This window comes from Microbispora bryophytorum, from assembly GCF_006874465.1.
Classification (GTDB): Bacteria; Actinomycetota; Actinomycetes; order Streptosporangiales; family Streptosporangiaceae; genus Microbispora; species Microbispora bryophytorum.
Genome location: NZ_VIRL01000004.1, coordinates 239284 through 251822, shown reverse-complemented (window position 1 = coordinate 251822; position 12539 = coordinate 239284). Strand labels below are relative to the sequence as shown.

General features: G+C 72.9%; 10 protein-coding genes. 4 read left to right on the top strand and 6 right to left on the bottom strand.

Going from position 1 to position 12539, the window contains the following annotated elements; genetic code table 11:
- Positions 1–107: 107 nt before the first annotated feature.
- Positions 108–827, top strand: coding sequence for a TetR/AcrR family transcriptional regulator (locus FLX07_RS11340; protein WP_142570400.1), 720 nt, complete (start codon positions 108–110; stop codon positions 825–827).
- A gap of 65 nt (positions 828–892) precedes the next feature.
- On the opposite strand, the gene FLX07_RS11335 is transcribed toward FLX07_RS11340, so the two are convergent.
- Both FLX07_RS11335 and FLX07_RS11330 read right to left on the bottom strand, forming a co-directional pair.
- A complete protein-coding gene (locus FLX07_RS11335; protein ID WP_142570399.1) occupies positions 893–2278 on the bottom strand; it encodes a sensor histidine kinase in 1386 nt (461 codons plus the stop codon).
- Positions 2275–3861 carry a sensor histidine kinase gene (locus tag FLX07_RS11330; RefSeq protein ID WP_167748204.1) on the bottom strand — a complete coding sequence of 529 codons (1587 nt, stop codon included), beginning with the start codon at positions 3859–3861 and terminating at the stop codon, positions 2275–2277. Before FLX07_RS11330 ends, FLX07_RS11335 begins: the two co-directional genes overlap by 4 nt.
- 552 nt (positions 3862–4413) lie before the next feature.
- Here FLX07_RS11330 and FLX07_RS11325 point away from each other — a divergent pair.
- From FLX07_RS11325 to FLX07_RS11315, 3 genes are all read left to right on the top strand, one after another.
- Positions 4414–5046, top strand: coding sequence for an ATP-binding protein (locus FLX07_RS11325; RefSeq protein WP_308424404.1), 633 nt, complete (start codon positions 4414–4416; stop codon positions 5044–5046).
- 20 nt (positions 5047–5066) lie between these two features.
- A complete protein-coding gene (locus tag FLX07_RS11320; protein ID WP_142570393.1) occupies positions 5067–7289 on the top strand; it encodes a helix-turn-helix transcriptional regulator in 2223 nt (740 codons plus the stop codon).
- A 64-nt stretch (positions 7290–7353) separates the two neighbouring features.
- Positions 7354–8082 (top strand): class I SAM-dependent methyltransferase, encoded by a 729-nt coding sequence (locus FLX07_RS11315; RefSeq protein ID WP_142570391.1) that lies wholly within the window; start codon positions 7354–7356, stop codon positions 8080–8082.
- 54 nt (positions 8083–8136) lie between these two features.
- On the opposite strand, the gene FLX07_RS11310 is transcribed toward FLX07_RS11315, so the two are convergent.
- The 4 genes from FLX07_RS11310 to FLX07_RS11295 form a co-directional block, all read right to left on the bottom strand.
- Positions 8137–8916: an HpcH/HpaI aldolase/citrate lyase family protein gene (locus FLX07_RS11310; RefSeq protein WP_229689679.1), complete on the bottom strand. Its 780-nt coding sequence runs from the start codon at positions 8914–8916 to the stop codon at positions 8137–8139.
- A 168-nt stretch (positions 8917–9084) separates the two neighbouring features.
- On the bottom strand, positions 9085–10260 hold the full coding sequence (locus FLX07_RS11305) for a CaiB/BaiF CoA transferase family protein (protein ID WP_142570639.1): 1176 nt from the start codon (positions 10258–10260) through the stop codon (positions 9085–9087).
- Positions 10261–10262: 2 nt separating this feature from the next.
- Entirely contained in the window at positions 10263–11159 is an 897-nt protein-coding gene (locus FLX07_RS11300) for a ribokinase (RefSeq protein WP_142570387.1), read from the bottom strand.
- Positions 11156–12520, bottom strand: a complete 1365-nt coding sequence (locus FLX07_RS11295) for an ADP-ribosylglycohydrolase family protein (protein ID WP_142570385.1) — start codon at positions 12518–12520, stop codon at positions 11156–11158. Before FLX07_RS11295 ends, FLX07_RS11300 begins: the two co-directional genes overlap by 4 nt.
- Between the last annotated feature and the right edge of the window lie 19 nt (positions 12521–12539).

Below are 12539 nucleotides of genomic sequence, written 5' to 3'. Positions count from 1 at the left end.
GCTCCCTTTTGAGGACAAAGACCCCTTTGATGGACCCGATCCAATGTCACCGCCGTACAGAACGTCAATGGTGTTGGCATAAGGTGGCGGCCGGAGAGGAGAGCACAGTGCCCAAGCCGGTGGTTTCCGAGTCGGCGCGCCGGCGGCGCCGCCCGACGAAGAACGGGGTTGTTCTCTCCGAGGACCTGATCGTGCGGACCGCGCTGCGCATGCTGCGTGAGCACGGCGCCGCCGGACTGTCCGTACGGCGGCTCGGCATCGCACTCGGCGCCGACCCCAGCACGCTCTACCGCTACTTCGCGGGCATCGACGACCTGACCCTGGCCATCGGCGACATGCTCATCGGCCGGGCCATGGACGGCTGGCACGCCACCGGCGACTGGCGCGCCGACCTCCGCGAGCTGGGCCTGCGCATCCACGCCGCCTACCTCGAACACCCCCAGGCCGCGGTGCTGACCGCCAGCCGCATCAGCGGCAAGTCCCACGAGATCGCCGCCGACGAGGCGATCCTCGGGCGGCTGCGCGGCGCCGGTTTCCCCGACCGTGCGGCGGTCCGCGTCTATCACGCCTTCATCGACATGACGCTGGCCTTCGCCGCGCTGGACGCGGCGTCCCTCGCGCTGCCGGAGCAGGCGCGCAGGGCGGACGAGGAGATGTGGCAGGCGACCTACGCCCGCCTGTCCCCCGCGGGCCACCCCAACATCGCGGCGGTCGCGCCCCTGCTGGTGGCCGACATGAACGACAGCGCCTACCCCGCCGCGCTGGACATGCTGCTCGCCGGCGCCGCGCGGGACCGCGAGAGGAACGGCTCCGCCGGCGACGGATGAAGGCGGGCACGGCCGGAGCGGCGAGGCGCGGCCGCGTCAGGTGGCCGGGGCGTCCGTCTCCATCTTCACTGCCAGTCCCCGGGCTGAGGGTCCAGCGGGAGGCGCACGACGAAGCGGGCGCCTCGATCGCTGTCCCTTATGGTCAGGGTGCCCTCGTGGCGTTCGGCGATCAGCCGGGCGATGGGGAGGCCGAGGCCGATCCCTCCGGCGTCCCTGCTGCGTGCGCTGTCCAGCCGCGTGAAGCGCTGGAACACCGTCTCGCGCTGGTCGACGGCGATCCCGGCGCCGTCGTCGAGGACCTCCAGTGCCGCGACGCCCTTCGCGGAGCGCGCGTCGCCGTCCTCGCACCGGAGCGTGACCGTGACGGTGGAGGACGCGTGTCGCTGGGCGTTCTGGATCAGGTTGCAGACCAACTGCCGCAGCTGCGCCCGGTCGCCGTTGACGACCACCCCGGGTGTCAGCTGGAGGACGACCCTCCTGCTCACCTGGTGGCTCCTCAGCTCCAGGGCGATGAGCTCGGCCAGGTCGACCGGCTGTCGCGGACACGGGGCGCCGGCGTCGAACCGGGTGAGCGTCAGCAGACCGGTCGTGATCGACTGGAGACGCTCCACACTCGGAAGGACGTCGTCGCACAGCTTGCTCAGGTCGACCCCTTCGGCCGCCCGGAGGGCGTCCTCCAACTGGACGCGGATGGCGGTGATCGGGGTGCGAAGCTCATGGGACGCGTCGGCGCAGAAGCGCCGCTGCTGTTCGAGCATGTGCTCCAGGCGGTCCAGCGTCTCGTTCACGCTCCAGGCCAGCCGGTAGATCTCGTCCTTGACCTTGGGGACGGGAACCCGGCGGCCCAGGTTGGTGCTCCGGATGTGGTCGAGCTGGGCCCGGATGGCGTCCACCGGTTTGAGCGATTTGGCGACGGTGTGCCGCGCCCCGTAGGCGACCGCCCCTGTGAAGAGGACCGTTCCCGTGACCAGAAGGGCCGCCATACCCGGATAGACGAAGAACGGCAGCGTCGGTGCGGCGCTGTACACGGTCCAGTCGCCGTTGCGATACACCTGTTGCGCGACGACGATGTGGCAGCCGCTGGATGGAAAGACGGAATTGCAGACCACGGCGCTCGCCACCCGCCTGGGGCTTTTCGGCGTGAAATGCGCCATGAGCGGCCGGTGCTGCAAATCCCTGGTCGCGGCGACCACATGTCCCTGCGGGTCGACCACCTGGACGGGGCGGATCAGGTTCTGCGGGATCGGCGGCAGCGGATTGACGAGCTGGCCGTGGTCGACGCCGTACGCGGTCAACTCGCCGACCGCCGTCACCTCTTTGGTGAGGTTCTGGGTGGCCATCTTGTTGAGGGCGAACAACAGGACGATGGAGAACGCGATACAGAGGACGCTGACCGCGATGCTGACGAACAGCGCCAGCCGGGCGCGGATCGAACAGTTTTCAAGCTTCATGACGATCCCGTCCCAGTCGGCCGGACTCGGGGCAGCCGCAGGACGAACCGCGCCCCGCCGGCTGTGCTTTCTTCGACGCGGAGGGTCCCCTGATGCGCCTGGGCGATGTCGCGGGCGATGGCCAGGCCCAGTCCGGTGCCGTGGCGGTCGAGCCGGCGGGCGTCGTCCAACCGGGTGAAGCGTTGGAACACCTGCTCGCGGTCGGCCTCGGCGATCCCCGGCCCGTCGTCGCTGACCGCGAGCTCGACCGCGGTGGGCTCGGCCTGCACTTCGACACACACCACACGGCTGGAGTGCCGCTGCGCGTTGTTCAGCAGGTTGGCGAGCAGCCGGCTGATCTGGGACGGTACGGCGGTGACGGTGGCCCCGTGGGTGATGCGGAGCCGCACCGGGTGCCGATCCGCACGTCGCGCGATCTCGGCCTTGACCAGGGCCGCGAGGTCGAGCTGCCGCCACTCGGCGGGTGGGCAGTGGGGCATGCGAGCGATGGACAGGATGTCCTCGGTGATCGTCTGAAGCCGGTCCACCTGATCCAGCAACGTCTCGAGCAGCTCCGGCAGCGGCACCTCGCCGGGATCCTGCTGTGCCGCTTCCAGTTGCACCCTCAGCCCCGCGATGGGAGTGCGCAGTTCGTGGGCGACGTCCGACGCGAACCGCCGTTGGCGGCGGGCGAGCTCCTCAAGTTCTTCCTTGGCCTTATGCACGCCCCCCAGAGCCTGGTTGATCGTACGGCCCAACCGGGTGATCTCCTGCGCCCTCCTCGGCACCGAGATACCGGCGGCCAGGTGGCCGAAGTCGATCCGGGAGAGTTCGGCGCCCACCGCATCCAGGGGGCGGAGCAGCCGTTTGCTCACCTTCCAGGTGACCCAGGCGTTCAGGGCGATCAGCTCGGCGGTCTCCAGCGCCACCAGCAACGGGAGTGAGCCGGGCGGCGTGAGGCCCAGCAGCGGCTGCCCCGCCTCGACGACCACCCGGGACCCGGCGGGGAAGACGGCGCTACACGCCGGCGTGGGCTGCGGGGTGCCCGTGCGCGGCTCGAGGTCCCCTGAAAAGGTCCGGGGCGGCGTTCCCCATGAGGCGGGCGGTGAGGACCCCGCGGGGCCGGCCGCCAGCAGACCGGTGACCCGGCGGACGCCGCCGGCGCCCCGTCGCACCGCGCCCTGTTGCGCACCCTGCCGCACCGCACCCTCTTGCACCGCATGTCGCACATGGCCGTGCGCCGGCTGGCGACTCTCGGCGCCCGTGACAGCGGTGCCGCAGGGATCCCATCGCCGTCCGACGGTCCCGGCTCTCGCCAGAAGGTACATCCCCCCGCCCTCCAGGAGGAGGGTGAAGACGGTCATGATGGTGACCAGCAGGGTCATCTGCCCTCGGATCGAGCGGGGCGCCAGGCGCGCCCACAGGCCCGCCCCCCGCAGGCCCGCCCCCCGCAGGCCCGGCCGCCGCCGGTCCGGACGCCGCCGGTCCGGACGCCGGTATCCGTTCTCACGCCTCATCGAGCCGGGTGACGACGCGCCGGCGGGGCCGGAGGTCTCGTGCGCGTGCGCGTGCTCGGCGGAGGCGTGGCCGGCGGAGCCGGTCACAAAGGGCCGGTGCTGCGGCCGGTCGGCTTTCGGGGGGCGGCGGGGGACCCGCCGCCCGGGTCCGTGTTCGCCGCTCTCCACGCGAGAGGCTTTCGCGCGGTCTGTCCTGTCGCTCGTCAGAAGTGCGTGCCAGGTGACGCTCGACGACCTGCCGGTCAGCACGTGTGCGAGGCCCTTGGCGGCGGCTACCGACGTGAGCAGCGCGAACAGAGGCCACAGGAGTATCAGCAACTTATCCGTCAGGTCCACCATCGCCATCCTTTCGAAATAGGAATTCGAGGGATGCCAGGCTCCTGAGAGGGCCGGGGAGGCGTGGGCGCGTGGTCCGCTGCGCACGTTTCCCGGTACCGCTCAGTCGTGGGGTCCTTTCACGTCAGCTCAAAATCAAGGAATGAGTTGACGGATACGATTCTGAACGGCGGAGAAGCAGGCCGTATCGCACATATGTGTAGCGTTGCGCTCCTGCTCGCGGGCCTGCGATCAACGGTTCAGGTCGCGCCGTGATCGCGAGGCGATGGACGGGCGCACCGCGCGGGCCTGTTGCGGGGCCGTGTGCGCCGGGTGTCTCATGGATTTATTGGGGACGTATCCCGGAATGTCCTGGATGCGGCGGAGGGACCCGGTTCCCGGGAGACTTCCTGGCCTGGTTGGCGCGGCCGCGCCCGGGAGTGGGAACTCGTCGCCGGCCTGCTCCGGGCGGCGCGTGTGGGCAGGGGCGGGGTCGTGCTGGTCGAGGGCCGGCCGGGCGTCGGCAAGAGCCGCATGCTCGACGTGGCCGCCGCCACCGCGACCAGGTGGGGGTTCCGGGTGGTCCGCGGCGTCGCGGACGAGCTGGCCCAGCTGATGCCGCTGGCCCCTCTGATCTCGGCGCTCGAGGAGTCGGGCTGTCCTCTCCGCACCGGCGACAACGGTGTGCCCGGTCCGGTCGACCGGCGGTTGCTGTTGCTCGAGCGTCTGCAGGGACCGCTGGAGGCGCTGGTGGCGCACGGGCCCGTGCTGCTCACCTTGGACGACGTGCACTGGGCCGACCCCATGACTCTGCTGGCGCTGCGGTCGCTGACCGTGGACTTCGCCTCCACCCCGCTCATCTGGATGCTGGCCCGTACGACCGGCGGCGGCGACGCCCTCCGCCTGGACCGCATGTTCAACACGCTGAGCGCGAGGGGGCGACGCGGATCCGGCTGAAGGCTCTGGACGGTGCGGCGGTGGCCGAGGTGGTCACCGACGTCCTCGGGGCGGCGCCCGAGCCGGACGTGCTGGCACTGGCCGACATAGCGGATGCCAACCCCTTCCTGCTCGTCGACCTCATCGAGAAGCTCAAGCACGAGGGGGGGTTCCGGATCGCCGACGGCCGCGCGTCGTTGGTGTCGACGCGGCTGCCGCCGGCTCAGGCGGTCACCCGGGAGCGCCTGGAGGAGCTGTCCGGACCGACCAGGCACATGCTCCAGGTCGCCGGGGTCCTGGGCCGTTCGTTCTCGGTGAAGGACCTGGCCGAGATGCTCGGCGAAACGACGGGCGATCTGCTGCCCATGCTGGAGGAGGCGATGTCGGCGGGCATCGTCGAATCCGCCGGGCACGAACTGGCCTTCCGGCACGAACTCCTGTGGGAGGCGGTGACGGAGACCCTGTCCAGCGCCGTCCGGCGGGCCCTGCACCGCGAGGCAGGGGAGATGCTGCTCAAACGCGGCGGATCGACCATTCCCGCCGCCGCGCACCTCATCCACAGCGCCGGCCACGGTGACATGTGCGCCCTGCGCGCGCTGGACCGGGCGGCGCGGGAGGTGCTGCGGTCCTCGCCGCAGACCGCCGCCGATCTCGCCGTCCGGGCGCTGGAGCTGACCGACGCCGCCGATCCCGACTGGGTGGGTCGGGCCGCCATCGCGGTGGACGCCCTGACGGCCGTCGGGCGGCTGTGCGAGGCCGCCGATCTCGCTCGTCCCGCGCTCAGCAGGGCTCCCCCCGTGGTGGCGCATCGCCTGCGCTGCGCGCTGGCGTACATCCTGCTTCTGAGCGGCCGGCCGGCCGACGCCGTGTCCCAGGCCGAAAGCCTGCTCAGCCGGGAGGACGTCTCCCGCGACCTTCGCGACGTCGCCGAATGGACGGTGTTCTGGGGGCTCATCTCCCTGAACGACCTGAGGGAGGGACGACGGCGAGCGGAGGCCGTCCTCGCCGATCGCGACGGGCATTCCGACACGGCCGTGATGGGCGCCCTGCTGATGCTCTCCCGGTGCGCCATGATCGACGGACGGTTCGACGACTCGTTCACGCATCTGCACGAGGCCATGCGGATCGGGAACAGCGGCACCGTCGAGGCCGTCCAGCGGCCGTACGCATGGCTGCTGCTGGGTCATCTTCACCGGTGCCTGTGTCAGTTCGACGCGGCCGACCTGGCCATCCGGGCGGCCGAGGAGGAGATCGAGTCCCTCGGCGTCACCGTGCTGGCCGCGCAGCCCGCGCTCTTCCGCGCCCGCGTGAAACTGGCCGCCGCCCGGCTCGACGACGCCGCCGCCGAGGCCGAGGCCGGAATGAGGATCGCGGACGACATGGGCACGCACGGGTTCATCCGCGTGGGGTTGTCGATACTCGCGTACATCGCCGTGCGGCGCGGCGACATGAACGCCGCGGGCCGGAACATCAGGAGGTACGCGCGCGAGCCCGGCGCCGCCGGAATGCTCTTCGGATCGGCGTGCGAGTGGGTGGAGGCCGTCGTCGCCGAGGCCCAGGGCGATCGCGAACGGGCGATGGACATCCTCGGCCCCACCTACACCGACGCGGAGAAACAGCAATGGATGCTCGTCACGGCGCCCCTCGCGGCGGCCTGGATGACCCGGCTCGCGCTGGCCTCGGGAAACCGGGCGTACGCGCAGACCACCGTCGACACGGTCGGCCACCTCGCACGGAGAAACCCCGCCTACCCCATCTTCGCCGCCGCCGCCGCGCACGCTCGCGGCCTTCTCCACGCCGACCCCGGCGACCTCGCCTTCGCCGCCGCCAACCACCCGCAACTGTGGGAGCGCGCCTCGGCCGCCGAGGACCTCGGGGTCCTGCTCACGACGTCCGGCGCCTGCGCCGACCGCGAGCGGGCCATCAGCAGCCTCGACCAGGCGCACGACGGCTACCAGCAGATCGGCGCCCTCAGGGACGCGGCCCGCGCGCGGGCGCGCCTGCGCGCACTGGGCGTCCGGCGCCGGCACTGGGCCCAGTCACACCAGCAGGAATTCGGCTGGGACAGCCTCACCGACACGGAACGCGCGGTGGCGGAGCTGATCGCCCGAGGACTGACCAATCGCCGGGCCGCCGCGCAGATGTTCCTGTCTCCGCACACGGTCTCGACCCATCTGCGCCGGATCTTCGCCAAGCTCGACATCGCGTCCCGGGCCGAACTCGCCCGCATCTTCGCCGAAGAGCGCCCCGACCGGGAGTCGTAGCCGGCTGTCGGCTCCCCACCAGCATGACGCTGCCGCCGGCCGAAGGGGTGGATAGGGTCGCCAGGTGCCTGACCCGATCTTCGACCATCCTCGCCTGGCCGCCGTCTACGACGCCTTCGACGGTGACCGCGCCGACCTGGACGCCTATCTCGCCATCGCCGACGAGCTGGGCGCCGACCGCGTGCTCGACGTCGGCTGCGGAACGGGGTGCCTGGCGATTCTGCTGGCGGACAGCGGACGCACGGTCATGGGCGTCGATCCCGCCGAGGCGTCGCTGCAGATCGCCGGATCGAAGGATCGGACCGGAAGGATCACCTGGATCCACGGCGATGCCACCGGAGTGCCGGCGTTCGGCGCCGACCTCGCCGTGATGACGGGGAACGTGGCGCAGGTCTTTCTCACCGACGACGACTGGACGCGGACTCTGCGGGGCATCCGCGGCGCGCTCCGCCCGCAGGGTCATCTCGTCTTCGAGACCAGGCGTCCCGAACGCCGGGCGTGGCAGGAGTGGGCTTCGGACACCGGTCCGGTCGTCCTCGACCTCCCGGAGGCCGGGCTCGTGGAGCAGCGCCGCGAGGTCACCGATGTGAGCCTGCCGCTGGTGTCCTTCCGCTACACCTACACGTTCCTGGCGGACGGCGCGGTCGTCACCTCGGACTCGACCCTGCGGTTCCGCGACCGTGACGAGGTGGAGACGAGCCTGGTCGCGAACGGCTATCGCGTACTGGAGGTGCGGGACGCCCCCGATCGCCCGGGTCGTGAGTTCGTGTTCGTCGCGCGGCGTGCGACGTGAAGCGCCTCAGTGATCGCCCGCCTCAGTGATCGCCCGCCTCAGTGATCGCCCGCCTCAGTGATCGCCGGCGTCGGTGAGGAGGCGGCGGGCCTGGCGGACGACGGCCTCGTCGACGAAGCGGCCGTCGGCGAGGGCGACCGCGCCCTGATCGGCGGCGGAGACGACCTCCAGGGCGGCCACGATCTCCTCCCTGGCCGGGCGGTAGGCCGCCGCGATCACCGGAAGCTGGACGGGGTGGATGGCCGCCCGGCCGCGAAAGCCCATGGCCCGGCCCGCTGCGCAGGACGCGGCCAGGCCGTCGAGGTCGCGGACGTTCGTATACACGGACTGGGCCGGGGCCGGCAGCCCCGCCGCTCGCGCCGCGACCACGATGCGGGAACGCGCCCAGGTCAGGCCCGCCTCGTCGGTCACGCCGAGGTCGGCGCGCAGGTCGGCCTCGCCCAGGCCGATCCCGGCGACGGCCGGTGAGGCGGTGGCGATCTCGAAGGCGCGCTCCAGTCCGAGGGCCGACTCGATGATCGGGCGCAGCGGCACGCCCGGCACCGCGTCGGCGATCCAGCGGATCTCGTCGGCCGACTCCACCTTGGGGACGCGCAGGCCGCCGCCGCCGTGCAGCAGCGTTGCGAGCGTGTGCAGGTCGGCCTGGCCGTACGGCGTGCGCACGTCGTTGACGCGGACCTCCACGCGGGGCTGCGGCGTGGCCAGCAGGGCGACGACCCCGGCCCGGGCGACGCCCTTGTTCTCCGGGGCGACCGCGTCCTCCAGGTCCACGATCACCATGTCCGCCTCGCCGCCGAGGGCCTTGGCGATCCGGTCCGGGCGGTCGGCGGGCACGTACAACCACGTCAGGGGGCGGGTAGCGGACCCCGCGGCAGACGCTGCAGCAGGCCCGGAAGGAGGCCCCGCGGAAGGTGCGGAAGAAGGCACGGCGTCAACTCCTCGCGAATCCTCCGTGCCCCTTTCCGGAAGATCGCCGCTCATGCCCGATCACCTGGTGACATGTCACACCACTCCCTTGGTGCGCAGCGCCTCGATCTCCGCGCCGGTCAGGCCGAGACCGCGCAGGATCTCGTCGGTGTCGGCGCCGTGCGGACGGCCGGTCCACCGGATCCGTCCCGGGGTCCGCGACAGCCGGAACATCACGTTCTGCATGCGCAGCGGGCCCAGCTCGGGGTCCTCCACGGTGGTCACGGCGTCGAGCGCGCCCAACTGCGGGTCGGCCAGCACGTCACGCACGTCGTAGATCGGCGCCGCCGCGGCGTCCGCCTCCTCGAACGCCCGCAGCACCTCCTCCCGGGTCCGCGCGCCGACCCACGCCGCCACGGCCGCGTCGAGCTCGTCCGCGTGCGCCACCCGGCCCGCGCCGGTGGCGAACCACGGCTCGTCCACCAGGTCGGGCCGTCCGACCAGGCGCATCACCCGTTCGGCGATGCTCTGCGCCGAGGTGGAGACCGCGACCCAGGACCCGTCGCGGCACCTGTAGGTGTTGCGCGGCGCGTTGTTGACCGAGCGGTTGCCCGTACGCGGGGGCACGACGCCGAGCCGGCCGTAGACGGTCGGCTGGGCGCCGAGCACGGTCAGGATCGGCTCGATGATCGACAGGTCGACGACCTGCCCGCGTCCCGACCGCAGGGCGGTCATCACGGCGAACGCGGTGGCCAGCGCGCAGATGCCGTCCGCCAGCCCGAACGGCGGCAGCGTGGGCGGCCCGCCTGGCTCCCCCGTCATCGCGGCGAACCCGCTCATCGCCTCGGCGAGCGTGCCGAAGCCGGGCCGCCCGGCGTACGGGCCGAACTGGCCGAACCCGGTGACCCTGGCGAGCACCAGGCGGGGGTTGACCTCGCTGAGCCGGTCCCAGGACAGGTTCCAGCGCTCCAGGGTGCCGGGGCGGAAGTTCTCGATGAGCACGTCGGCGTCCTCGACGAGCCGGACCATCAGGTCCTGGCCCTCCGCGGTGGACAGGTCGAGCGTCATCGTCCGCTTGTTGCGGCCGAGCATCTTCCACCAGAGCCCCTCGGGCCCGTGCCCGCGCGACGGATCCGGCCGGCGCGGGTGCTCCACCTTGACGACGTCCGCGCCGTAGTCGCCGAGCAGCATCGCCGCGGTCGGCCCGGCGAACAGCGTGGCGGCGTCGATCACCCGTACGCCGTCGAGCGGCCCGCTCCGCTCGCCTTCCATGGTCACAGCCCCTCCAGAAGACGGTCGATCTCGTGGCGGTGCGGCATGGAGGTGCTGGCGCCCTCCCGCTGCACCGACAGCGCCGCCGCGGCCGAGGCGAAGCGCAGCGCCCGCGCCGGGCCGGCCCCCTCGGTCCTGGCCACGGCCAGCGCCCCCGCGAAGGTGTCCCCCGCCGCCGTGGTGTCCACCGCCCGCACCGGTACGGCGGCCTCGCGCAGGCGGGTGCCGTCGCGCGAGCCGTACAGGGCGCCCCGGGCCCCCAGGGTGACGACGGCCTCGGGGACGAGGCCGAGCAGCGCCTCCAGCGCGTCCCGGGGATCGTCGCGGCCGGTGAGTGCCGCCGCCTCGTGCTCGTTGGGCACGATGAGGTCGACGGCCTCCAGCAGTTCGGCGGGCAGCGGCGCCGCCGGGGCCGGGGTCAGGATCACCTCGGCACGGGACGACACGCCACGCGGAACGTGTGCCGCGGCGACGACGGCGTCCATCGGCAGCTCCAGTTGCAGCAGCAGCGCGTCGGACCGGGCGATGGTTTCCGCGTCCCGCCCGGCGGGGCCGGTGACCGCGCCGTTCGCGCCGGGCACCACGATGATCGAGTTGTCGCCGCCGTCCTCCACGACGATGTGCGCGACGCCCGAAGGGCCGGGCACGACCCGCAGCCCGGCGGTGTCCACGCCCGCCTCGGCGAGCGCGGCCCGCAGCCCCGGCCCGAACGCGTCGTCCCCCACCGCCCCGAGGAAGGCCACGCCGGCTCCCGCACGGGCCGCGGCGATCGCCTGGTTGGCCCCCTTGCCGCCGGGAACCGTACGGAACTCCCGGCCCGTGACGGTCTCCCCCGGCCTGGGAGCCTGGGCGACGTACGCCACCAGGTCCATGTTGGCGCTGCCGAACACCGAGATCACCGTCGGTCCTCCTCACCGAGCGCGAGCGTGCGGGCGGCGAGCGACTCGATGCTGACGCCGTCGAAGCCGGGCAGGCTGCTGGCGAGCCGGTCCCGGGTCGTCCACCGCTCGGGGACGCCGCCCGCCAGCGCCCCGGCGATCGACCCGGCCGTGGCGGCGGCCGAGTCGGTGTCCCAGCCCCCGGCCACGGCGGCGCCGACGGTCGCGGCGAAGTCCCCGGCGCCGTGGACGAGGGCCGCCGCCAGCAACGCCGCGTTGTTGACCGTGTGCACCCAGTGGAGATGCCCGTGCCGCGCGTGCAGCCGGTCCGCGACCCGCTCGAAGTCCGGCTCCGCCGCGGCGTCCGCGACGGCCTGCAGTACGGCTCCGGCCAGGCGCGAGCCGGGCGGCACGACCGACAGCCCGGCCTCGATCACCTCGCCCGCGCCCCCGGCCACGAGCGCCTGCGCGCACATGGCGGCGGCGAACATCGCGCCGTAGATCCCGTTGGCCGTGTGGCTGAGCCGGGCGTCCCGCCACGCCCAGGCCGCGGCCGTCGCCGGGTCGCCCGGGTTGGCCCAGCCGTACACGTCGGCCCTGATCAGCGCGCCGATCCACTCGCGGAAGGGGTTGCGATGGACGGCGGTCACGGGAGGTTCGAGACCCGTCAGCAGGTTGCGGTAGGCCGCCCGCTCGGCGGTGAAGACCCGCCCGGCGGGCAGCGTGTCGAGCCAGGTCCGCGCGACGTCCTCGGTCGTGAAGTCGCGCCCGTGCCGTTCGAGCACGGCGAGCGCGAGCAGCGCGTAGTTGAGGTCGTCGTCCTCGGGCACGCCGTCGATGTTCTCGGCGAGGCTGGTGCCCGCGCTGCGGCGGTTCCACGGCCACCGCTCCGCGATCTCGGGCGGCAGCCCCTTCGCGGTGAACCAGCCGCGGATCGGCCAGTTGCCGGTCGCCTCGGCGATGGCCCTGATCCCCTCGCGGGGGATCTTCTCCACCGGCTTGCCCAGGAGGCAGCCGGCCGCCCGGCCCCACCACGCTCCCCGTACGCGGCCCGCCTCCGGACGGATCAGCGGGCGGGCCTGCGGACGCAGGGCGGGCCAGTCAGGGCAGCTCGCGACGATCTCGTCGAGCTCCGAGGGCTCGGGCAGCGGCGAGGGGATCGCCGCGAGTTCGTCGAGCAGTCCCTCGGCCAGGGCGCGCAGCTCTACGGACGCGGGCCCCGGGGAGGCGCCCGCCCTGGGCGGCGCGTCGTGTCCCCCGGCGGCGTGCCAGCGGTCGCCGACGGCCGCCACCTCCGGGAGCGCCCCCCGCCCGTCCTCGGCCGCCTGCCGCAGCTCGTGGCCGACGAGGTCCTCGGGCTGCACCCACGTCAGCCGGATCACCGCGCGTCCCCTCCGCTTC

Bases quoted from the DNA above. Each gene is read 5' to 3' on its own strand.
- FLX07_RS11335 (WP_142570399.1), bottom strand. From the start codon at position 2,278: ATGAAGCTTGAAAACTGTTCGATCCGCGCCCGGCTGGCGCTGTTCGTC.
- FLX07_RS11305 (WP_142570639.1), bottom strand. From the start codon at position 10,260: ATGGAAGGCGAGCGGAGCGGGCCGCTCGACGGCGTACGGGTGATCGAC.